Source organism: Aeromonas sp. S16(2024) (genome assembly GCF_041403065.1).
Lineage (GTDB): Bacteria > Pseudomonadota > Gammaproteobacteria > Enterobacterales > Aeromonadaceae > Aeromonas.
In genome coordinates this window covers 1-20,459 of record NZ_JBGLQX010000007.1, presented here as the reverse complement: position 1 = coordinate 20,459, position 20,459 = coordinate 1, and the positions used below count along the sequence as shown (strand labels likewise).

Sequence of the window (20,459 nt, the reverse complement as noted above, 5' to 3'; positions counted from 1 at the left end):
CCGAACATTGCCACTTGAACAGATGTTTGGATGTTGCCATAGTGGCCGGACGAGTGGGTCCCTTGCCTAGCGGCACAGACGCCATGGGCCCGATACATCACAAGGAAGAGAGAGATGCAGCAGCCATTGGAACAGGCGGTCGCCGAGACGATCTTGCAGCGTTTCGAATCGTTTTACAGCCGCTTTCTCGAGATAACCCAGGGCAGCAAGAGCCGCTTCGAGAACAGCGACTGGTTGGGGGTGCAGCTCGCCGGGCGCGAGCGCATTCGCCTCTATGATCATCACGTCGGCGCCACCACGGCCCTCATCAAGCAGATGATGGGGGAGCAGCTGCCGACTCAGGCCCTGCTCAAGCAGGTGAAGGGGGCCTTCAGCGATCTGCTGCCCCGCTGCGACAACTTCGAGGTGGCGGAGTCCTTCTTCAACTCCGTCTATCGCCGGATCTTCCGCCATCGCAACATCCGCGACGAGAACCTCTACATCCACCCCTTTCGCAGCCGGGGTGAGCACCCGGACTTGAGCGCCTTGCTGCGTGTCTATCGCACCGACCTTGCCCACCTGCCCCAGACCCTGAGCCAGCTGCTCGGGGATTACAGCTTCACCCTGCCCTTTGAGGACAAACAGCGGGACATCATCGACATTCATCGCCATCTGGCGGAGAGCGGCCCGGCCATATTGCACGAGGAGCCGTTCGCCATCGAACTGCTCAAGGAGGTGTTCTACCGCAACAAGGGGGCCTATCTGGTGGGGCTCATTCGGGTGAAAAGCGAGGTGCATCCCTTCATTCTGCCCCTGCTCAGCACGGGCCAGAGCATCTATGTGGACACCGTCATCTTCGAGCCGGAGCTGGCCTCCATCGTGTTCGGCTTCGCCCGCGCCTACTTCATGGTCTATGCCCGCGAACCGGCGCTGTTTGTCGCCTTCTTGCGCCAGATCATGCCCCGCAAGCCCGATTACGAGATCTACAACGCCATCGGCTGCCAGAAGCACGGCAAGACAGAGCTCTATCGCCACTACCGCCACCATCTGGCCCAGAGTCGGGATCAGTTCATCATCGCCCCCGGCATCAAGGGGATGGTGATGAGCGTGTTCACCCTCCCCTCCTACGACGTGGTGTTCAAGGTGATAAAAGACGAGTTCACCCCGCCCAAGGATGTGAGCCACGAGCAGGTGAAGGCGAAGTACCGGCTGGTGAAACAGCACGACAGGGTGGGCCGCATGGCCGACACCCAGGAGTTCACCAACTTCGAGTTTCCCCTCGATCGCATCTCCCCCGAACTCCTTGCCGAACTCAAGACGGTCGCGCCGTCGGCGCTCACCATCACAGACGACAAGCTGGTGATCAAGCACCTCTATACAGAGCGCAAGATGATCCCGCTGAACCTCTATCTGGACAAGGCGGACGAGCAGCAGACCCGGCTCGCGCTGGAGGAGTACGGCAACGCCATCCGCCAGCTGGCGGCGGCCAACATCTTCCCCGGTGACATGCTGTTCAAGAATTTCGGCGTGACCCGCCACGGCCGGGTGGTCTTCTACGACTACGACGAGATCTGCTACATGACGGAGTGCAACTTCCGCCAGATCCCGCCGCCGCGCTACCCGGAGGACGAGTGGAGCGCCGAGCCCTGGTATTCGGTGGCCCCGAACGACATCTTCCCCGAGGAGTTCGCCACCTTCCTGCTGCAAAAGCCCCAGGTGCGGGAGATCATGATGCAGCTGCACAAGGAGCTGTTCGATGCCAACTACTGGAAGATGCTTCAGGGCAACATCAAGGAGGGGGTGTTCGAGGATGTCTATCCCTACAGGCGCAAGAAGCGCTTTCGTTTTCAACGGGGGGGATGAGCCCGGCTGAAACAGCAAAAAGGGACGCCGTGGCGTCCCTTTCTCTGGCGTCAGGCTGCGACAGCCCCTGACGACACCCCCGCTTATTTCACCGCATCGAAGGTCAGCAGCGTGGCCTTGCCTGCATCCTTCAGCATCAGCTGTTTACCGCTTATCTGGAAGCTCGCCACCTTCTCCAGCGTCTGCAGGTAGCTCATCTCCTTGCCGGCCAGATCCCCTGCGCACATCATGCGCGTCGAGCCCATGGCGCCCAGCGTCAATACGCCGTCGCCCTGCTGGGTGATGCCGCCAAAGTAGCGGTTGCAGCCGCCCTTACCCGCCACCTTGTCGCCGGCGACCTGCAGGGTGAAGGTGTCACCGCTCGCCCCTTGCAACTGCCAGGTGGATGCTTGCAGCTCTGCCAGGGTGGAACCCGTTGCCATGGCGCAGCCTCCCAGGGCCAGCGCGGCCAGCAGGGTCAGTTTCTTGTTCATGAGTTCACCTCGTGATGGAGAAAGTCGTGAAAACACAGAGTGAGGGGCCTGTTTATCACGACTCTGGCGCCAATTAAAACTCTTTTATTGTGATCGGGGTTACCTTTACTCCCTGCTGGCATGTGCCATGCTTGTAGTCCTGTTCGGACCCAGGGAGGGGAAACGAATGGTCAAGTCTCTCGTCATCGCACTCGCATCAAGCCTCGCCTTTTCGGCCCAGGCTGCCGACTGGAGTTTTCTCCAGACCGACTCAGACAGCCAGCTCTACGTGAAAAGCTATTCCGGCGTATTGCTCGGCAACCAGACCCATACCGGCGACCATTTCGATATCTGGCTCATCAACACCGGCTACCAGTATCCGGTAGAGGATGACATCAGCCTCTACATGGAGGCCGGGCCCGCGGTGGGCCGCCACAGCGATCAGTCCGGCTTCAATATCAGCTCGGGGGTGCGCTACCGTCTCTCCCCCTCGCTCAACATCGGCAGCCAGCTCAAACAGCTGGAAACGAGCAAGGCCAGCACCCTGGTGGAGCTCAACAGCAGCCTGCTGGTGACGCCGCAGCTGGCCATCACGGCCAACTACGGCCTCAGTGCCTTCAGCACGGAGCACTTCCTCACCCTGGGGGTGGGGTTCAACTTCTGAGGGCTCAGAGGAGCCTGGCGCCACTGACCAGCACGCCATTGAGATCGGCGTAGACATAATCCCCTGGCGCTATGCTCACCCCGGCAAACGACAGCACCACATCCAGCTCCCCCTGTCCGCGTTTCTCGGTCTTGACCGGACAGGCCGCCAGCGCCTTGACCCCCAGCGCCAGCGTCGCCAGGGTGCCCACATCCCGCACGGCGCCGTAAATAAGGATCCCTTCCCACCCCTGCTCCACCGCCTTGATGGCCAGCTGGTCCCCCAGCAGCGCCCGGCGCAGGGAGCCGCCCCCGTCGATCACCATCACCTTGCCATGACCTGGACGGTTAACCAGCTCGCGCACCAGGCTGTTGTCCTCGAAGCAGGAGAGGGTGACCGCCTGGCCGTAAAACAGCGGCTTGCCGCCATAATCGTGAAACAGCGGCTCTGCCACCTGCAGGGCATCGCCATGTTGATCGCAAAGGTCGGGCAGTAGATCCAGCATTGTCAGCATCCTTCCATGGAGTGAATGAGTCAGCTCATTCTTTCATCATGTGGACAGGCTGACAATCCAGCAAGCAGCCGCTATCCCTGTATGGTGTGAGGCCCGTTCAGCCTCTCATCATGCAGAGGCTCTGAGTGTCCAGCGGGACGCCAGCTTGCCAAGGTGGCATGGCACCCCCTTCAACAGGACGGGCACCAGCCAGAGTTCGCCCTCCTCCACCCAGTAGAGGGCATTCTGGCCGAAGCCGGCGGCCAGCCGAATGGACTCGGCCCGAGGAAGACGCAGCAACAGGGACGCCTCCTGCCAGCGCTCATCCGGATCGCTGCCCCACACGGGCCCCATCACCAGGGCATCGGCAAGCTGGCGTGACAGGGCGCGTTGACGCCGGGCGTTGCGGCGCATCCCCACCCAGCGGCTGGCCGGATTCCAGGCCGTGACGATGGCATAGGCCGACCAGGGGGGCGGGGCGAAGGGGGCAATAAAACACACATTTCTGTAGTTTTCCCACAAAGTCATGTCAACCACATGTTGCATCCCATTACATTTCTTAAGGGCGAAAAAGCGGGCCAGCCCAAGTATGATGCAGCGAACCTCGGGATTGACTTATATCAAAGCTGAGTTAAAAAGTTGCTATCTGACGGCAAAGAGTGTTGTTATGCGCCTGTTAACTGATAAAATGCAGCAACTTTTGTAATGGACTACCCTTCCAGGCTCCTCTCGATCAGACTTGTTGAGAGCCTCTGTGCGGCACAGGGATGTTTGCCAACATAGATACCAAATTCGCGATGATTCGACCTGATATTCATACCCAGGATGACGTAATAAATTTTCAGGACCGGTCGGATAACGCCAAAGAGTGTTAAAATTTCGATAATTAACTGATAAGAATCTGGGAATACTCATGCAAACACCACATATTCTGATCGTCGAAGACGAGCTGGTCACCCGCAACACCCTCAAGAGCATCTTCGAGGCCGAAGGCTACATAGTGCTGGAAGCCAACAATGGCGACGAGATGCATCAAGCCCTGACCAGTCACACCATCAATTTGGTGATCATGGACATCAACCTGCCGGGCAAGAATGGCCTGCTGCTGGCACGCGAGCTGCGTGAAGATGACAACATCGCCCTGATGTTCCTGACCGGCCGTGACAACGAAGTGGACAAGATCCTGGGGCTGGAGATAGGCGCCGATGACTACATCACCAAGCCGTTCAACCCCCGCGAACTGACCATACGTGCCCGCAACCTGCTGAGCCGCACCATGAACGTGGCCGCCGGTGGCGAAGAGAAGAAGCTGGTGGAACGTTACCTGTTCAATGGCTGGGCGCTGGACATCAACAGCCGTGCCCTGGTCAGCCCGGCGGGCGACATGTTCAAGCTGCCCCGCTCCGAGTTCCGCGCCATGCTGCACTTCTGCGAGAACCCGGGCCAGATCCAGACCCGTGCCGAGCTGCTCAAGAAGATGACAGGCCGTGAGCTCAAGCCCCACGACCGTACCGTGGATGTCACCATCCGCCGCATTCGCAAGCACTTCGAGAGCGTGGGCGACACCCCGGAAATCATCGCCACCATTCATGGCGAAGGCTACCGCTTCTGTGGCGAGCTGGAGCAGGAATAATCCCCTCCTGCCCGGTGAAGCGAGAGGCGCCTGCGGGCGCCTCTTCTGTTTGTGGTCGCCGCCACCACGCGGATCCGCCAAAACAAAAAGCCCACTCGACCGAGTGGGCTTTTTGCATGAAAGCTGGAGCGGGCAGCGGGAATCGAACCCGCATCATCAGCTTGGAAGGCTGAGGTAATAGCCATTATACGATGCCCGCAAGGCATCAAGAACGCTGTAGATACAAGGCATGGAATCGGCGTCTGAAGAGACGTGCCAGAAGGAGGCAGCAACGAGACGGGACAGGTACCGGGTATCAGAATGTGGAGCGGGTGATGGGAATCGAACCCACGTATGCAGCTTGGGAAGCTACCGTTCTACCATTGAACTACACCCGCGTCAGTGGCCTCTACTATATGCATTTTGCCGGCGAGCGCAATCACCGCCTTCGTATTTTTTGCCATAAATCAAGCTGTTCGGCCAACTATTGAGCATGCAGCTGCTTTTTCAAACAAAGACGTTCACACTCCCGGATCTGCGAGGTTGCCAAGCCGTGGGGGCGACGATAGTCTTGCGCCACTCGACCGAGGAGGGTGGTAATGGACAAGAACAAGCAGAAACATCTCTATGGCTGGTTGCGCAAACAATCGGGCCATGGCCGGCGCTGGATCGGCCTTTCCATTGGTCTGGGCATGGGTCAGGGCATACTGATGGTGATGCAGGCCTGGCTGCTGGCCACCCTGCTCCACGGCTTCATCATAGAGGGCACCACGCCCGAGCAGTCCATTCCCCTCTTTATTGCCCTGCTGCTGGTGACCCTGACCAAGGCCGCGCTGGCCTATGGCCGTGAGGTGGCGAGCTTCAGGGCGGGCAGTGCGGTGCGCCAAGCCATCCGCGAACTGGTGCTCACCCGCCTCGCCCGCCTCGGCCCGGCCTATATCCAGCGCCGCCCCGCCGGCAGCTGGGCCAGCCTGCTGCTCGAGCAGATCGAAGAGATGCAGGAGTTCTTCTCCCGCTATCTGCCCCAGATGGCCATAGCCGTCTTCATCCCCCTGGTGATCCTGGTGGCGGTGTTCCCGGTCAACTGGGCCGCCGGCATCATCTTGCTCGGCACAGCCCCCCTCATCCCGCTCTTCATGATCCTGGTGGGCGTCGGCGCCGCCGATGCCAACCGCCGCAACTTCCAGTCCCTGGCGCGGCTCTCCGGCCACTTCCTCGACAGACTCAAGGGCTTGCGTACCCTGCAGCTCTTCATGCGTACCCAGGCGGAAGGTGAGGCCATTCGCGACGCCTCGGAAGATTTTCGGGAGCGCACCATGGAGGTGCTGCGGCTCGCCTTCCTGAGCACGGCCGTGCTGGAGTTCTTCGCCGCCATCGCGGTGGCCCTGGTGGCGGTCTACTTCGGTTTCTCCTACATAGATCACCTCAACTTCGGTAACTATGGCGTCAAGGTAACGCTCTTTACCGGCCTGTTCGTGCTGTTTCTCGCTCCCGAGTTTTACGCGCCGCTACGGGAGCTCGGCGCCCACTACCACGCCAAGGCGCAGGCCATAGGCGCCGCCGAGCAGTTGCTGGAGTTTCTCGAGGCCGAAGTCAGCGAACCGGCCTCAGGGAGTGCCCCCTTCCAGGCCGATGGTCCCATCAGGGTGGAGGCACGCGCCCTGGCGGTGCTGAGCGCCGAGGGCAAGGTGCTGGTCGGCCCCCTCGATTTCACCCTTGAGGCAGGCACGCGCACCGCCCTGGTCGGGATCAGCGGGGCGGGCAAGAGCTCGCTGGTCAACGCCCTGCTCGGCTTTGCCCCCTATCGCGGTTCGCTCCGTGTCAACGGCCAGGAGCTCGCCGATCTGGACATGAGCCAGTGGCGGCTGCAACTGGGCTGGCTCTCCCAGAACCCCCAGCTGTTCCACGCTTCCCTGAGAGACAACCTGCTGCTGGCCAGGCCCACGGCCAGCGATGCCGAGCTGGAAGCGGCCCTGGTGCGGGCCCAGGCCTGGGAATTTGCCAAAGAAAAGGGGTTCGACTACCCGGTCGGGGATCAGGCCGGTGGCCTCTCCGTCGGTCAGGCCCAGCGCCTCGCCCTGGCCCGCACCCTGCTCAAGTCCACCCAGTTGATGGTGCTGGATGAACCCACTACCAGCCTGGATCGTCACTCCGAGCGCGCCATCATGAGCACACTCGAACAGGCAGCAGTGGGCCAGACCCTGCTGATGATCACCCACCGCCTCGATCAGCTCAGCCAGATGGACAACATACTGGTGCTGGAGCGCGGCCAGCTGGTGGAGCAAGGGCACTTCGCGCAACTCTGCCAGGCACAGGGGCCCTTCGCCCGTCTGCTATCCCAACGTTCAGGGGATTCTCTCGATGACTGATCTACTGCCGTTCCTGCGTCTCTACCGCCAGCACTGGCTCAGCCTCTCCCTCGGCCTGCTGCTGGCTCTGGTCACCCTGGTGGCCGGGATGGGGCTGCTCTCTTTATCAGGCTGGTTCCTCTCCGCCGCTGCCGTGGCGGGGCTGGCGGTCGCCAGCCGGGACACCTTCAACTACATGACCCCGGCCGGGGGGGTGCGCTTCTTCTCCATAGTGCGCACCGCCAGCCGCTGGGGTGAGCGGGTGGTGAGCCACGACGCAACCTTCCGGGTGCTCACCCGGTTGCGGGTCTGGTTCTGGCAACGACTCTCCCCCCTCTCCCCCGGCACCCTGGCCGGTTTTCGTCAGGCGGATCTGCTCAACCGTCTGGTGGCCGACATCGACGCCATGGATCATGTCTACCTGCGCCTCGTCACTCCCATAGGGGCGGCCCTGCTCAGCTGCGCCGGGCTGGTATTCTTCCTCTCCTTCTTCGACAGCCGCCTGGCGCTGACCCTGGGGGCCATACTGCTCTTTGGCATGCTGGCCCTGCCCCTGGTGTTCTATTTCGCCGGCCGCGCCCCCGGTCGTCGACTCATCGCCGAGAAATCCACCATGCGCACCCGCATGGTGGATTACCTGGACGGCCATGCCGAGCTGCAGATGTTCGCCGCCGCCCCCAAGGCGCTGGCCGAGCTGCAACAGGCCGAGCAGGCCCTGATCCAGGCCCAGGCCCGCATGGCGAGGGTGAGCGGCCTCGCCAGCTTCTCGGTCCAGCTGCTCAGCGGCTGGACCCTGACCCTGATGCTGTGGCTCGCCGGTCACGGCGTCGGCGGTGGCACCCCGGATCCCATCACGGCGCTGATGGTGTTCGCCACCCTGGCGAGCTTCGAGGCGCTGCTGCCCCTGGCAGGTGCCTTCCAGCACCTATCCACCAGCCTCACCTCGGCCCGTCGTCTCAACGAGATACTGCAAGAGGCCAAGGCGCCAGAGTGGGGAGAGGAGCAAGCGCCTGCGACTCAAGGCGCCTTGCAGATACGGGACCTCCACTTTGCCTATCCCGGCCAGGATGCCCCTGTGCTGCGAGGCTGCACCCTGCAACTGAACCCCGGCGAGAAGCTGGCGCTGCTGGGACAGACAGGGTGTGGCAAGTCCACCCTGATGGGCTTGCTGACCCGGGAGTGGACGGCGCAGACCGGCGAGATACTGCTGGATGGCAAGCCGCTGACCCGGTATGGCGAAGGGGCCCTGCGCGCCTCCTGCTCGGTGGTGAGCCAGCGGGTGCATCTGTTTGCCGATACCCTGCGAGGCAACCTCAAGCTGGCCGCCCCCGACGCCAGCGACGAGCGACTGACCGAGGTTCTCACCCAAGTGGGGCTCGCCACCCTGCTGGCAGGCGAAGATGAAGAGGCCGAGAGCGGACTGGACGCCTGGCTCGGGGATGGCGGCCGCCCCCTCTCCGGCGGCGAGCGCCGCCGGATCGGCATCGCCCGCGCCCTGCTGCACGACGCCCCGCTCTGGCTGCTGGATGAGCCGACCGAAGGGCTCGACAGCCAGACCGAGCGGGAGATCATGGCCCTGCTGCTCAAGCTGGGGGCAAAGCGCTCCCTGCTGCTCATCTCCCACCGCCTGCTGGGGCTGGAGCAGATGGACAGGGTGGCCTTGATGGAAGAGGGCAAGATCCGCCTCTGCGCCCCGCACCAGGAGTTGCTGGAAGATGACTACTACCGCAGCCTGCACCAGCGGCTGGCTCCCGCCTGATGAAAGCCCATGAACAAGGGGCAGGGATCTGCCCCTTGTCTTGTTGATAGTGCCAAGATCCCCGTCACAGCTCGCCTCCCGGGCGAAAAATGGGGCTGGTCGCAGGCAGCGACTGACCCCTATAATGGCCCCCTCACTGTTCAACAAGACCTCGACATGAAACGCCTGATCCTGATGATGCCCCTGATTGCCTCCGGTTGTGCCGACTTCGCCTTCAACAGCAATCTGGACAAGGAAAACTTCGACGAGTATTTCAAGCCGGGCGGCGTCCGGATCTATGAGCAGAACCAGCTCGCCGACCTCAACTACCTCTACCTCGGCACGGTCGAGGGTGAGTCCTGCCAGGCCGATGCCAATCAGGCGGTGCCCAATGCCGGCGAAGCCCGCACCCTGGCCCGCCGCCGCGTGGCCGACATGGGCGGCAACGGCGTCAGCTTCGACAAGTGCGCCGAGTTCAGCGATGTGCCGGGCTGCCTGAAGCAGGTGATCTGCTACGGCCAGGCGCTGAAAGTGGCTGAAGAGAAGTAAGGTCTCGACATGGCCCTCGCCATCGTCCGCCTCGGCAGCCCCCGTCTCGAGGGTGAAGGCTTGCGCATCGGCACAGTGCGCCGCCCGCCCCGCGGCGTGCCCAAGAGCGATTTTGCCAGCCAGGATTGGTACGACGTCTGGTTCCCCAACCTGGCCCCCAGCGCCGAGACCATGAAGCTCGGTCAGGCCGCCGAAAGCCTGGCCCAGTGGGCCGCCTTCTGCAAGCAGTACAAGGCCGAGATGGCGAGCCCTGCTGCCCGCCACGATCTGGCGCTGCTGGCGGCCCTCTCCCACACCACCAACCTGTCAGTGGGCTGCTACTGTGAGCAGGCGTCTCGCTGTCATCGCGCCATCCTGCGCGAGCTGCTGATCGCCGCCGGCGCCGCCATCCGCACCGAGTAGCGGCGCTCACACCAGACAGAAAAGGGCATCTCTCGATGCCCTTTTGCTTTGCTGCGGCACTTGCCGGCCACGCTACCGGACAAGCTGACGCAGCCGCGTCTCCTGCTCGGCTGTGATGCCGGCGGCCACCGCAGCGTCCGGCGCGCCGGCCAGCCACTCGGCCACATCCGCCACAGTCTCCTCCAGCGGCCGAAAGTTGAGGCCCTGCACGATGGCCGCCTCGGCGCTGATGCGGCCATAGCCGGCATACTCGGGCTGCTCATTGGGCAACAGGGTCGGATAGCTCTGCCAGGGCTCCACCCCGGCGGCCAGCAGAGCGGGCCAGGGCGCCCATTCGGGCACGATGGGAGTGGCGGGGGCCAGCCTGGCCGCCAGACGCTCCACCCAGTCGTTCAGCGCGATACCGGGCTTGACCAGATTGAAGATACCGCCCAATTGCTGCTCGGCGGCCCGCAGCACGAACTCGGCGCAGTCGCGCACGTCCAGATATTGCAGCCTGTCCTGCCCCTCCCCCGGCAGCAGCCAAGATCCTCCTTGCTGCACTCGTTGCACCCACCAGGCCAGGCGGCCAGTCGGGTCGAAGGGGCCGCACAGCACGCCGGGGCGCAGTATGCAGAGCCGCTCCCCCCAGCGGGTCCGATACTCTGCCTCGCACAATACCTTGAGCGGACCGTAGTCGCTGGCTGACTCGCCGAGGGCCACCTGGTGCAGCGGCGCCGACTCGTCCATCTCGGGCCGGGCGAAGTCCCGATAGACGCTGATGGTGGAGATGAAGATGAGCCGTTCGCAACGCCCGAGCAGGGCCGCCGAGAGGCTGGCCGCCTGCGCTGGGTCATAGCAGCAGGTGTCGATGGCCAGATCCCAGTGCAGTCCCTCCCCCAGCAAGGGATCCAGGTTCTGATCCCTATCCCCCTGCAGCTGGGTCAGCTCGCGCCAGTCAGGGTGCTGGCGGTGCCCCCGATTGAAGAGCGTCACCTCATGACCCCAATCCAGGGCCAGCGAGGTGAGGTGGCGGCCCAAAAAACCGGTGCCGCCGATAATCAGCAGTTTCATCCCTGTCTCTCCTGTGCGCCGCGGTGCCATGACCCCGGCCAATCCCCGTTCTTCCCCCACCCTACGCAAGTTAACGCCAGGGCACAGCCTCGGATGCCGCGCTCTGCGACCGGGATCACAGGGGGCCACGACTGTGGCGACGCCTGCGTTTTCGGTCCGCCTGTGCTACATTGCCGGGGTTTTCAGCCAGGATCCGCCATGAAGTTCGATATAGACACACTCGGGATCATCCGCTCTCCCTACAAGGAGAAGTTCGCCATCCCCCGCCAGCCCGGCCTGGTCAAATCGGCCCGCGCCCGCCTGGAGCTGCAGCCTCCCTACGATCAGCCGGACGTGCTGCGCGGCATAGAGCAGTTTTCCCACCTCTGGCTCAGCTTCGTGTTTCACCAGACCATGGCCCAGGGCTGGCACCCGACGGTGCGTCCGCCGCGCCTTGGCGGCAACGAGCGGGTCGGGGTCTTTGCCACCCGCTCCACCTTCCGCCCCAACCCGCTCGGCCTCTCGGTGGTCGAGCTGCACGGGGTGGGCCGTGAGCGTGGCAAGCTGTGGCTCGACCTCGGCGCCGTGGATCTGCTGGACGGCACCCCAGTGGTCGACATCAAGCCCTATATTCCCTATGCCGACAGCCTGCCCCACGCCCGGGGCGGCTTCGCCCCCGAGGCCCCCACCCCGCCGCTGGCGGTGAGCTTCAGCCCAGAAGCTGAGCAGCAGCTCATGCCCTGGCTCAAGGCCCACCCCGAGCTGCGCCAGCTGGTGAGCGAGGTGCTGGCCCAGGATCCCCGCCCCGCCTACAAGAAGGGCAAGCCGGACGACAAGGAGTATGGCGTCAGGCTGTTCGATCTCAATGTGCGTTTTCGCATCAGCGAGCCCGCCTGCCTGGTGTCGGCCATAGAGCCCGCCTGATCCTCTCCTCGCCAGCCCAGGCCCATAAAAAACCACCCGCCCTGAAGTGAATCCCGTTCATTGGACACTTCAGCTCGGGTGGTTTTTTACTGCCGCCGCCGGATGGCGGCACTCAGAGGCGCTGCAACAGCAGGCTGCCGATGGAGTAACCGGCGCCGAAGGAGCAGAGCACGCCGCGGGCCCCGCTCGGCAAGTCCTGGTTGAACAGGTGGAAGGCGATGACAGAGCCCGCCGAGCTGGTGTTGCCGTAGCTGTCCAGGATCACCGGCGCCTCCTGCTGGCTGGCGTCGTGGCCCAGCAGCTTGCGGCCGATGAACTGGTTCATGGTGAGGTTGGCCTGATGGAGCCAGAGCCGGCTCAAGGAGTCTGCCGCCCACCCCTGCCCATCGAGCTGAGTGCTTATCTGGTCGCACACCAGGGGCAGCACCTCCTTGAACACCTTGCGCCCCTGCTGGCGGAACAGCTTGTCATCCCCATAGCGGGTGCGCGGACTGAAGCGGTTCAGGAAGCCGAAGTTGTTGCGGATGTTGTTGGAGTACTGGGTCACCAGCTTGCTGGCCACCAGTTGCCAGGGGTTGGCCACCTTGCAATCGGCTTCCCGCTCCAGCAGCACTGCGGTGCAGGCGTCCCCGAAGATGAAGTGGCTATCCCTGTCACGAAAGTTGAGGTGCCCCGAGCAGATCTCGGGGTTCACCACCAGGGCCAGTCTGGCGGTGCCGGCCGCCAGCAGATCCGCCGCCGTCTTGATGCCGAAGGTGGCGGAGGAACAGGCCACGTTCATGTCGAACGCCATGCCGCTCGCCCCCAGATAGTGCTGCAGCTCGATGGCCAGCGCCGGGTAGGGACGCGGCATGTTGGAGGCCGCGACGATGACGAGATCGATCTCCCCCGGCTCGCGACCGGCGGCGATCAGCGCCTGCTCGGCGGCGGCCACCGCCATCTCCACCATGATGGAGGGCTGGTCATCGGGGCGCTCCGCCAACAACGGCTGCATGATGTCCGGATCCAGCACCCCCTCCCTGCTCACCAGATAGCGGCTCTTGATGCCGGACGCCTTCTCGATGAACTCGCAGCTCGAATGCTGCTTGGCAGGGAGCTGGCCGGCGTCGATGGCGGAGGCGTTCTCCTCGTTGTAGAGATCCACATACTGGTTGAAGGCCGCCACCAGCTCTTCATTGCTGACGGTAAAGGGCGGGGTATAGAGGCCTGAGCCACTGATCACGATAGAGGTCATCTTTGCTCCTGGCCGGGTGCAATCCCGGCTTGTCTGTTTTTTAGGGGTCAGAGGTTCATAGCTGATCGATGGCCGCAGCCAGACCAGCCAGGGTCAGCGGGTGCATGCGCCCGCCAATCACGTCATTCATCAACTTGATGGAGGGGTGCCAGAGCCACTCTTGCCTCGGCAGCGGATTGATCCACACCAGCTTGGGGAAATGTTGTTGCAGGCGCCCGAGCCACACCTGGCCGGGCTCCTCGTTCCACTGCTCCACACTGCCACCGGGCCAGGTGATCTCGTAGGGACCCATCTTGGCATCGCCCACCAGGATCACCCGATAGTCGCTGCCGTAGGTGCGCAGCAGCCGCAGGGTATCGAACCGCACCTCAAAGCGGCGCTCGTTATCTTTCCAGACGAAGTCGTAGAGGCAGTTGTGAAAATAGAAGTACTCCAGATGTTTGAACTCGTGGCGCAGGGCCGAGAAGAGGCGCTGCACCTCGGCCACGTGAGCATCCATGGAGCCCCCCACATCGAAGAACACCAGGAGCTTGACCCCGTTGTGGCGCTCGGGGCGCAGTTTCACATCGAGCCAGCCCTGACGGGCCGTGCTGCTGATAGTGTCGTCGAGATCCAGCTCCGAGGGATTGCCCTTGCGCACCCAGCGCCTGAGCTTGCGCAGGGCCAGCTGGATGGCCCGCTGGCCGAGCGGCGAGTCGTCGCTGAAGTTGCGATAGTGGCGCGCCTCCCACACCTTGGTTGCCTTGCCATGCTGGCCCTCGCCTCCCATGCGGATCCCCTCGGGGTGGAAGCCGCCATGGCCGAACGGACTGCTGCCCCCGGTGCCCACCCACTTGTTGCCGCCGGCGTGGCGCGCCTTCTGTTCACGCAGGCGCTGGTTGAGGGTCTCCAGCAGCTTGTCGAGCCCGCCAAGGGATCCGAGCAAGGCTTTCTCCTCAGCGCTCAGCAGCCGCTCGAACTCCTGGCGCAGCCAGTCGTCCGGCAGCGTCTCCGGCAGCAGGGGGATGGCCTCCAGCCCCTGGTAATACTCGGCGAAGGCGCGATCGAAGCGATCATAGTGAGCCTCGTCCTTCACCAGCAGGCAGCGGGACAAGCGATAGAAGTCGTCCATGTCGACGCTGGCGAGCCCAGCCGCCAGGGCTCCATGGAGATCCAGCAACTCGCGCAGGCTGCAGGACAGCTGGTGGCGGCGCAGATGGGTGAAGAAGTCGATCAGCATTCAGCCGCCGCGCCGCGCCAGGAAGGCGAGCTTCTCGAACAGGTGCAAGTCCTGCTCCGTCTTGAGCAGGGCGCCATAGAGGGCGGGCACCAGCTTGCCCGGCTCCCGGCTGCGCAGCGCCTCGGGGGCTATGTCATCGGCCAGCAGCAGGCGGATCCAGTCCAGCAGCTCTGAGGTGGAGGGTTTCTTGCGCAGCCCCTCCACGTTACGCAGCTCGAAGAAGAGCTCCATCGCCTCGCCGAGCAGGCTCTCCTTGAGATCCGGATAGTGCAGCTGGACGATGGCCTGCATCTCGGCCTTGTCGGGGAAGCGGATGTAATGGAAGAAGCAGCGGCGCAGGAAGGCGTCCGGCAGCTCCTTCTCGTTGTTGGAGGTGATGATGACCACCGGCCGCTGGCGCGCCTTGACCCGCTCGCCGGTCTCGTAGACGTCGAACTCCATCCGATCCAGCTCCAGCAACAGATCGTTGGGAAACTCGATGTCCGCCTTGTCGATCTCGTCGATCAGCAGCACCGGTCGCTGCTCGGCGCTGAAGGCCTGCCACAGCTTGCCCCGGCGGATGTAGTGGTTGATGTCCGCGACCCGCGGATCCCCAAGCTGGGAGTCCCGCAGCCTGGCCACCGCATCATATTCATAGAGCCCCTGCTGGGCCTTGGTGGTGGACTTGATGTGCCAGCTGATGAGGTCGGCACCGAGCGACTCGGCCACCGCCTCCGCCAACACCGTCTTGCCGGTGCCCGGCTCACCTTTGATCAGCAGCGGCTTCTCCAGCACTATGGCGGCATTGACCGCCATACTCAGTGACCTTGATGCGAGATAGCGATCGCTTCCTGCAAATCCCATGGCGTCCGTTTCCTTGGTAGCACAAGGCCCGCCCTGGGCCTCGGTAATAAAGAATAAGTTCTATATGTTCTAATAACATATTGTTATAACGATTCGTCACTTCTCATTCAGAAACCACAGGGTAATCTTGTTTCATCGCCTTAACAAACACAGGGATAGCACCATGAGCAAAATTTTTGAGGACAACAGCCAGACCATAGGCAACACCCCGCTGGTTCGTCTCAACCGTGTTACCAAGGGCCGCGTGCTGGCCAAGATCGAGAGCCGCAACCCGAGCTTCAGCGTCAAGTGCCGGATCGGCGCCAATCTCATCTGGGATGCCGAGAAACGCGGCGTATTGACCCAGGGCAAGGAGATCATCGAGCCTACCAGCGGTAACACGGGCATTGCCCTGGCTTTCGTGGCTGCGGCCCGTGGCTATCCCATCACCCTGACCATGCCGGCCACCATGAGCCTGGAGCGCCGCAAGCTGCTCAAGGCGCTCGGTGCCAACCTGGTGCTGACCGAAGGCCCGCTGGGCATGAAAGGCGCCATCGCCAAGGCCAACGAGATCCTGGAATCCGAGCCGGGCAAGTATGTGCTGCTGCAGCAGTTCGAAAACCCCGCCAACCCGGAGATCCATGAGCAGACCACAGGTCCCGAGATCTGGGACGCCACCGACGGCGAGGTGGATGTGTTTGTGGCCGGTGTAGGTACCGGCGGTACCATCACTGGTGTCTCCCGCTACATCAAGCAGACCAAGGGCAAGGCCATCATCTCCGTGGCGGTCGAACCGGCCGAATCCCCCGTCATCAGCCAGAAACTGGCGGGTGAAGAGATCAAGCCCGGTCCCCACAAGATCCAGGGCATAGGCGCTGGCTTCATTCCGGGCAACCTGGACCTGACCCTGCTGGACAGAGTCGAGCAAGTGAGCAGCGAGGAGTCCATCGAGATGGCTCGCCGCCTGATGGAAGAGGAAGGTATACTGGCGGGGATAAGCTCGGGCGCCGCCGTAGTGGCTGCCGCCCGTCTGGCCGAGCTGCCGGAGTTCAAGGACAAGACAATCGTCGTCATACTGCCGAGCGCCGCCGAGCGCTACCTCTCCAGCGCCCTGTTCGCCGGCGTGTTCAGCGAGCAGGAACTGCAGCAGTAATTGATCGTCTTACATCAAAACAGCGGCGCCCCTGGGGCGCCGTTTTCATTATGCGCTAAACTCAGTAGCCATCAGTGTCAGTCGGCCCCTTATTTTTTGGGGTAAAATAACAAACTTGAGCCTGACAAAAAAAGCAGACATTCTGTGATAAATCTCATATCCTGTGCCGCGTCACGAGGTGTTTACCGGCTAGGTATCACAAGGTAACAAAGTGTTATTTTTCGTTATAAATTAATTTCAGGCCAGTCCTGACGCGGCTTGCAGCCCGATAACGAAAAGACTTAGCCTGGACGCCGAATACTGCACAGAAAATTGACCTGGATTAAACCATTGCAGGTCTGATTTCGTTACTTTACAACATATCCATACTGACACGGTGAGACAGGAAGCCTCATTAGCGACCATCTCTCCACACAATATCAATAATATGGGGTGAAACCATGTACGAGAAGTCTGTTGTTATTACTGCTGAAAACGGCCTGCACACCCGTCCCGCAGCTCAGTTCGTGAAAGAAGCCAAAGAATTCCAAAGCGAGATCACTGTGGTCTCCGGTGGCAAATCCGCCAGCGCCAAGAGCCTGTTCAAGCTGCAGACCCTGGGCCTGACCAAAGGCACCAACGTGACCATCCAGGCCGACGGCCCGGACGCTCAGAAAGCCGTTGAGAAGCTGGTTGCCCTGATGGACGAGCTGGAGTAATCCAGCTTTACTCCTCCCCCACAGTCGTTTTAATAGGAAGGATTATGATATCTGGCATTCTTGCGTCCCCCGGTATCGCATTCGGTAAGGCGCTTCTTCTGAAAGAAGATGAAATCGTTATCAATCAGGGCAAGATTTCTGCTGACCGGATTGACGTCGAGATCAACCGCTTCCTCGAAGCCCGCACCAAGTCAGCCGCACAGCTGGAAGCCATCAAAGAGATGGCCGGTCGTACCTTCGGTGAAGAAAAAGAGGCCATCTTCGAAGGCCACATCATGCTGCTCGAAGATGAGGAGCTGGAAGGGGATATCAGATCCTTCATCAAAGACAACAAGGCGTCCGCCGACAAAGCCATCTATGAGGTGATCGAACAGTACGCCAAGATGATGGCCGAGCTGGACGACCCTTACTTGCGCGAGCGCGCCACCGACTTCCGTGACATCGGTACCCGTCTGGTGAAGAACGTGCTGGGCATCGCCGTTGTCAACCTGAGCACCATAGACGAAGAGGTCATCCTGGTCGCCAAAGACCTGACCCCGTCCGAAACCGCTCAGATCAACCTGAAATACGTGCTGGGTTTTGTCACCGACATCGGTGGCCGTACCTCCCACACCTCCATCATGGCCCGCTCCCTGGAGCTGCCGGCCATCGTGGGCACCAACGACATCACTGCGCGCGTCAACAACGGTGACATGCTGGTACTGGATGGCATCAACAACCAGATCATCATCAACCCGACCGCCGAGCAGCTGGCTGAAGCCAAGAAATTCCAGGCCCAGTTCCAGGCCGAGAAGGACGAACTGGCCAAGCTGAAAGACCTGCCCGCCATCACCCTGGATGGTCATCAGGTCGAAGTCTGCGCCAACATAGGTACCGTCAAGGATACCGAGGGTGCCATCCGCAATGGCGCCGAAGGCGTGGGTCTGTACCGCACCGAGTTCCTGTTCATGGATCGTGATGCGCTGCCGACCGAAGAGGAACAGTTCAAGGCCTACAAAGAAGTGGCAGAGGCCATGCCGGATCAGCCGATCATCGTCCGCACCATGGACATCGGCGGCGACAAAGAACTGCCCTACATGAATTTCCCGAAAGAGATGAACCCCTTCCTGGGCTGGCGTGCCGTGCGTATTTTCTTCGATCGCGAAGACATCATGCACGCCCAGCTGAAGGCCATCCTGCGAGCCTCTGCCTTCGGCAAACTGCGCATCATGTTCCCGATGATCATCTCCGTCGAAGAGTTCCGCAGCCTCAAGGCAACCGTGGAGCAGCTGAAGGCCGAACTGCGTGCCGACGGCAAAGCCTTTGATGAATCCATCGAAGTGGGTATCATGATCGAGACCCCGGCTGCTGCCGTGATGGCTCATCATCTGGCCAAGGAAGTGGATTTCTTCAGTATCGGTACCAATGACCTGACCCAGTACACCCTGGCCGTCGATCGTGGTAACGAGATGATTTCCGCCATGTACAACCCGCTGTCACCCTCCGTCCTGACCCTGATCAAGATGGTGATCGACGCTTCCCACGACAATGGCAAGTGGACCGGTATGTGCGGTGAACTGGCTGGTGACGAACGCGCCACCCTGCTGCTGCTGGGTATGGGTCTGGATGAGTTCTCCATGAGCGCCATCTCTGTACCGCGTATCAAGAAGCTTATCCGCAACACCAACTTCGAAGACGTGAAGGCAATGGCAGACCAGGCACTGAGCTATGCGACCGCCGCCGAAATCGAAGCCTGTGTAGATAACTTTATTAAGCAGAAGGCAGTCTGCTAAGATCGGCTGCAAACAGCGACAATCATCTCTAGGAGCTTTTACTATGGGTCTGTTTGATAAACTGAAGAAACTGGTCTCCGATGACAGTTCTGACACCGGCGGCATCGAAATCTTTGCACCGCTGTCTGGCGAAATCGTGCCCATCGAAGATGTGCCTGACGTTGTCTTCGCCGAGAAGATCGTCGGTGACGGCATCGCCATCAAGCCGGCTGGCAACAAGATGGTTGCCCCGTGCGACGGCACCATCGGCAAGATCTTCGAGACCAACCACGCGTTCTCTCTGGAATCCGACTCTGGTATCGAGCTGTTCGTTCACTTCGGTATCGACACCGTCGAGCTGAAAGGCGAAGGCTTCACCCGCATCGCCCAGGAAGGTCAGAAGGTCAAGCGCGGTGATACCATCATCGAGTTCGATCTGGCCGTACTGGAAGCGAAGGCGAAGTCTACCCTGACTCCGGTCGTCATCTCCAACATGGATGAGATCAAAGAGCTGATCAAGATGACTGGCGCCGTGACCGTGGGTGAGACCCCGGTTATCCGCATCAAGAAATAATGCGCTGCTGGCTGGTGCCAGCTGCTGCAACAAAAAACCGAAGCCATGTGCTTCGGTTTTTTTATGGGCAACACCTTAGGTCCGCCTGCTCTCAACCATCAGGGGCTAACTAGTTCCCTGACCGGGCAAGGGCACTCCGATGCAAAAGCGCGGTCGAGATCAAGGCATTGCCCGACAAGCCTTGTAGCATGGGTGTGGAAACCACGGGATCCCGGCGCCACGCGTGACGGGATGGACCAGGGCGATGCAATGCGCCCTCCGGAAGGAGATGAAGATGCTGAAGAACACGGAACAACGTTATGGCAGCCTGAGCATCGGCCTGCACTGGCTGACCCTGCTGCTGATGGTGGCCGTCTACGGGCTGATGGAGTTCAGGGATATTTTCCCCAAGGGCTCGGCCGGACGCGACCTGATGAAGGAGTATCACTTCATGGTGGGCTTGCTCATTCTGGCGCTGGTAGTGGCACGGCTGCTGGTGCGCTTTGGCAGCCCATCACCGCGCATCCTGCCCGCCCCCTCGCCCCTGATGATCAAGCTAGGCCACCTCGCCCATCTGGCCCTGTATGGCTTCTTGATCCTGACGCCGCTGCTGGGGTGGCTGCTGCTGAGCGCCGGTGGCAAGCCCATCCCCTTCTTCGGATTTGAGTTGCCCGCACTGATAGGACCGGATGATAGCCTCAAAGGGATCATCAAGGATCTGCACGAAACGCTGGCCAACATCGGCTATGCCCTGATAGCCCTGCACGCAGGGGCCGCCCTCTATCACCACCATGTGCTCAAGGACAACACACTGACCAATATGTTGCCCGAGAAGAAATAGCCCGGGCGGACAACAGCAACAAAAAGGCCCCGATGACAGGGTAATGCCAGTCAGTTAAGCCTGACTGGCATTGTTTTTATTGGCTTTTTTACACTGTACCTCTGTGGCCTTGCTTTCACGCAGCGGGGGTAACTTCGCTCCCTGCGTTCCGGT

20 protein-coding genes and 2 tRNA genes are annotated in these 20,459 nt (G+C 61.5%); 13 read left to right on the top strand and 9 right to left on the bottom strand.

Going from position 1 to position 20,459, the window contains the following annotated elements:
* Window positions 1-114 precede the first annotated feature (114 nt).
* Window positions 115-1,842, top strand: a complete 1,728-nt coding sequence (aceK, locus tag ACB030_RS06985) for a bifunctional isocitrate dehydrogenase kinase/phosphatase (protein WP_371158754.1) — start codon at window positions 115-117, stop codon at window positions 1,840-1,842.
* Window positions 1,843-1,925: 83 nt separating this feature from the next.
* Here aceK and ACB030_RS06980 read toward each other — a convergent pair whose 3' ends face one another.
* Window positions 1,926-2,315, bottom strand: a complete 390-nt coding sequence (locus tag ACB030_RS06980) for an META domain-containing protein (protein ID WP_371158753.1) — start codon at window positions 2,313-2,315, stop codon at window positions 1,926-1,928.
* A 166-nt stretch (window positions 2,316-2,481) separates the two neighbouring features.
* Here ACB030_RS06980 and ACB030_RS06975 point away from each other — a divergent pair, with 166 nt between their 5' ends.
* On the top strand, window positions 2,482-2,958 hold the full coding sequence (locus tag ACB030_RS06975) for a hypothetical protein (protein WP_371158752.1): 477 nt from the start codon (window positions 2,482-2,484) through the stop codon (window positions 2,956-2,958).
* Between the two features lie 4 nt (window positions 2,959-2,962).
* Here ACB030_RS06975 and ACB030_RS06970 read toward each other — a convergent pair whose 3' ends face one another.
* Entirely contained in the window at window positions 2,963-3,442 is a 480-nt protein-coding gene (locus ACB030_RS06970) for a putative 4-hydroxy-4-methyl-2-oxoglutarate aldolase (protein ID WP_371158751.1), read from the bottom strand.
* A 117-nt stretch (window positions 3,443-3,559) separates the two neighbouring features.
* Entirely contained in the window at window positions 3,560-3,958 is a 399-nt protein-coding gene (locus ACB030_RS06965) for a DUF3293 domain-containing protein (protein ID WP_371158750.1), read from the bottom strand.
* Window positions 3,959-4,343: 385 nt separating this feature from the next.
* On the opposite strand from ACB030_RS06965, the gene arcA reads away from it, so the two are divergent.
* The gene (arcA, locus tag ACB030_RS06960; protein WP_010673581.1) at window positions 4,344-5,063 is read left to right on the top strand and encodes a two-component system response regulator ArcA; all 720 of its coding nucleotides are present in this window, start codon (window positions 4,344-4,346) and stop codon (window positions 5,061-5,063) included.
* A gap of 124 nt (window positions 5,064-5,187) precedes the next feature.
* On the opposite strand, the gene ACB030_RS06955 is transcribed toward arcA, so the two are convergent.
* A tRNA-Gly gene (locus tag ACB030_RS06955) sits at window positions 5,188-5,262 on the bottom strand.
* Window positions 5,263-5,366: 104 nt separating this feature from the next.
* Window positions 5,367-5,440: transfer RNA gene (locus ACB030_RS06950), tRNA-Gly, on the bottom strand.
* 201 nt (window positions 5,441-5,641) lie between these two features.
* Between ACB030_RS06950 and cydD the strand changes: the two genes are divergently transcribed.
* The 4 genes from cydD (at window position 5,642) to ACB030_RS06930 (ending at window position 10,079) form a co-directional block, all read left to right on the top strand.
* Entirely contained in the window at window positions 5,642-7,411 is a 1,770-nt protein-coding gene (cydD, locus tag ACB030_RS06945) for a cysteine/glutathione ABC transporter permease/ATP-binding protein CydD (RefSeq protein ID WP_371158749.1), read from the top strand.
* Window positions 7,404-9,149: a cysteine/glutathione ABC transporter ATP-binding protein/permease CydC gene (gene cydC, locus ACB030_RS06940; RefSeq protein WP_371158748.1), complete on the top strand. Its 1,746-nt coding sequence runs from the start codon at window positions 7,404-7,406 to the stop codon at window positions 9,147-9,149. Before cydD ends, cydC begins: the two co-directional genes overlap by 8 nt.
* 156 nt (window positions 9,150-9,305) lie before the next feature.
* A complete protein-coding gene (rcsF, locus tag ACB030_RS06935; protein ID WP_005325859.1) occupies window positions 9,306-9,677 on the top strand; it encodes an Rcs stress response system protein RcsF in 372 nt (123 codons plus the stop codon).
* A 9-nt stretch (window positions 9,678-9,686) separates the two neighbouring features.
* Complete coding sequence (locus tag ACB030_RS06930) at window positions 9,687-10,079, top strand: DUF488 domain-containing protein (RefSeq protein WP_371158747.1); 393 nt, start codon at window positions 9,687-9,689, stop codon at window positions 10,077-10,079.
* A 72-nt stretch (window positions 10,080-10,151) separates the two neighbouring features.
* On the opposite strand, the gene ACB030_RS06925 is transcribed toward ACB030_RS06930, so the two are convergent.
* The gene (locus tag ACB030_RS06925) at window positions 10,152-11,132 is read right to left on the bottom strand and encodes an NAD-dependent epimerase/dehydratase family protein (RefSeq protein WP_371158746.1); all 981 of its coding nucleotides are present in this window, start codon (window positions 11,130-11,132) and stop codon (window positions 10,152-10,154) included.
* 198 nt (window positions 11,133-11,330) lie between these two features.
* Here ACB030_RS06925 and tsaA point away from each other — a divergent pair, with 198 nt between their 5' ends.
* A complete protein-coding gene (gene tsaA / locus ACB030_RS06920; RefSeq protein WP_371158745.1) occupies window positions 11,331-12,035 on the top strand; it encodes a tRNA (N6-threonylcarbamoyladenosine(37)-N6)-methyltransferase TrmO in 705 nt (234 codons plus the stop codon).
* Window positions 12,036-12,147: 112 nt separating this feature from the next.
* On the opposite strand, the gene ACB030_RS06915 is transcribed toward tsaA, so the two are convergent.
* Genes ACB030_RS06915 through ACB030_RS06905 form a run of 3 tightly spaced genes read right to left on the bottom strand, consistent with a single transcriptional unit; the run spans window position 12,148 to window position 15,331 of the window.
* Window positions 12,148-13,269 carry a beta-ketoacyl-ACP synthase III gene (locus ACB030_RS06915; RefSeq protein WP_371158744.1) on the bottom strand — a complete coding sequence of 374 codons (1,122 nt, stop codon included), beginning with the start codon at window positions 13,267-13,269 and terminating at the stop codon, window positions 12,148-12,150.
* A gap of 55 nt (window positions 13,270-13,324) precedes the next feature.
* The gene (locus tag ACB030_RS06910; RefSeq protein WP_371158743.1) at window positions 13,325-14,488 is read right to left on the bottom strand and encodes a VWA domain-containing protein; all 1,164 of its coding nucleotides are present in this window, start codon (window positions 14,486-14,488) and stop codon (window positions 13,325-13,327) included.
* Complete coding sequence (locus ACB030_RS06905; protein WP_371158742.1) at window positions 14,489-15,331, bottom strand: AAA family ATPase; 843 nt, start codon at window positions 15,329-15,331, stop codon at window positions 14,489-14,491.
* Window positions 15,332-15,494: 163 nt separating this feature from the next.
* Between ACB030_RS06905 and cysK the strand changes: the two genes are divergently transcribed.
* From cysK to ACB030_RS06880, 5 genes are all read left to right on the top strand, one after another.
* Window positions 15,495-16,463, top strand: a complete 969-nt coding sequence (cysK, locus tag ACB030_RS06900; protein ID WP_371158741.1) for a cysteine synthase A — start codon at window positions 15,495-15,497, stop codon at window positions 16,461-16,463.
* 440 nt (window positions 16,464-16,903) lie between these two features.
* Complete coding sequence (locus tag ACB030_RS06895) at window positions 16,904-17,161, top strand: HPr family phosphocarrier protein (protein WP_005303128.1); 258 nt, start codon at window positions 16,904-16,906, stop codon at window positions 17,159-17,161.
* Between the two features lie 44 nt (window positions 17,162-17,205).
* Window positions 17,206-18,933, top strand: coding sequence for a phosphoenolpyruvate-protein phosphotransferase PtsI (gene ptsI / locus ACB030_RS06890; protein ID WP_371158740.1), 1,728 nt, complete (start codon window positions 17,206-17,208; stop codon window positions 18,931-18,933).
* Between the two features lie 43 nt (window positions 18,934-18,976).
* The gene (gene crr, locus ACB030_RS06885; protein ID WP_005325875.1) at window positions 18,977-19,486 is read left to right on the top strand and encodes a PTS glucose transporter subunit IIA; all 510 of its coding nucleotides are present in this window, start codon (window positions 18,977-18,979) and stop codon (window positions 19,484-19,486) included.
* A 274-nt stretch (window positions 19,487-19,760) separates the two neighbouring features.
* Window positions 19,761-20,306 (top strand): cytochrome b, encoded by a 546-nt coding sequence (locus ACB030_RS06880; RefSeq protein ID WP_371158739.1) that lies wholly within the window; start codon window positions 19,761-19,763, stop codon window positions 20,304-20,306.
* The last annotated feature ends 153 nt before the right edge of the window (window positions 20,307-20,459 follow it).

What these genes read in the sequence shown, in the direction of transcription:
- aceK (WP_371158754.1), top strand. Translation starts at nt 115, where the DNA reads ATGCAGCAGCCATTGGAACAGGCGGTCGCCGAGACGATCTTGCAGCGT.
- ACB030_RS06980 (WP_371158753.1), bottom strand. Translation starts at nt 2,315, where the DNA reads ATGAACAAGAAACTGACCCTGCTGGCCGCGCTGGCCCTGGGAGGCTGC.
- ACB030_RS06975 (WP_371158752.1), top strand. Translation starts at nt 2,482, where the DNA reads ATGGTCAAGTCTCTCGTCATCGCACTCGCATCAAGCCTCGCCTTTTCG.
- ACB030_RS06970 (WP_371158751.1), bottom strand. Translation starts at nt 3,442, where the DNA reads ATGCTGGATCTACTGCCCGACCTTTGCGATCAACATGGCGATGCCCTG.
- ACB030_RS06965 (WP_371158750.1), bottom strand. Translation starts at nt 3,958, where the DNA reads ATGACTTTGTGGGAAAACTACAGAAATGTGTGTTTTATTGCCCCCTTC.
- arcA (WP_010673581.1), top strand. Translation starts at nt 4,344, where the DNA reads ATGCAAACACCACATATTCTGATCGTCGAAGACGAGCTGGTCACCCGC.
- cydD (WP_371158749.1), top strand. Translation starts at nt 5,642, where the DNA reads ATGGACAAGAACAAGCAGAAACATCTCTATGGCTGGTTGCGCAAACAA.
- cydC (WP_371158748.1), top strand. Translation starts at nt 7,404, where the DNA reads ATGACTGATCTACTGCCGTTCCTGCGTCTCTACCGCCAGCACTGGCTC.
- rcsF (WP_005325859.1), top strand. Translation starts at nt 9,306, where the DNA reads ATGAAACGCCTGATCCTGATGATGCCCCTGATTGCCTCCGGTTGTGCC.
- ACB030_RS06930 (WP_371158747.1), top strand. Translation starts at nt 9,687, where the DNA reads ATGGCCCTCGCCATCGTCCGCCTCGGCAGCCCCCGTCTCGAGGGTGAA.
- ACB030_RS06925 (WP_371158746.1), bottom strand. Translation starts at nt 11,132, where the DNA reads ATGAAACTGCTGATTATCGGCGGCACCGGTTTTTTGGGCCGCCACCTC.
- tsaA (WP_371158745.1), top strand. Translation starts at nt 11,331, where the DNA reads ATGAAGTTCGATATAGACACACTCGGGATCATCCGCTCTCCCTACAAG.
- ACB030_RS06915 (WP_371158744.1), bottom strand. Translation starts at nt 13,269, where the DNA reads ATGACCTCTATCGTGATCAGTGGCTCAGGCCTCTATACCCCGCCCTTT.
- ACB030_RS06910 (WP_371158743.1), bottom strand. Translation starts at nt 14,488, where the DNA reads ATGCTGATCGACTTCTTCACCCATCTGCGCCGCCACCAGCTGTCCTGC.
- ACB030_RS06905 (WP_371158742.1), bottom strand. Translation starts at nt 15,331, where the DNA reads ATGGGATTTGCAGGAAGCGATCGCTATCTCGCATCAAGGTCACTGAGT.
- cysK (WP_371158741.1), top strand. Translation starts at nt 15,495, where the DNA reads ATGAGCAAAATTTTTGAGGACAACAGCCAGACCATAGGCAACACCCCG.
- ACB030_RS06895 (WP_005303128.1), top strand. Translation starts at nt 16,904, where the DNA reads ATGTACGAGAAGTCTGTTGTTATTACTGCTGAAAACGGCCTGCACACC.
- ptsI (WP_371158740.1), top strand. Translation starts at nt 17,206, where the DNA reads ATGATATCTGGCATTCTTGCGTCCCCCGGTATCGCATTCGGTAAGGCG.
- crr (WP_005325875.1), top strand. Translation starts at nt 18,977, where the DNA reads ATGGGTCTGTTTGATAAACTGAAGAAACTGGTCTCCGATGACAGTTCT.
- ACB030_RS06880 (WP_371158739.1), top strand. Translation starts at nt 19,761, where the DNA reads ATGCTGAAGAACACGGAACAACGTTATGGCAGCCTGAGCATCGGCCTG.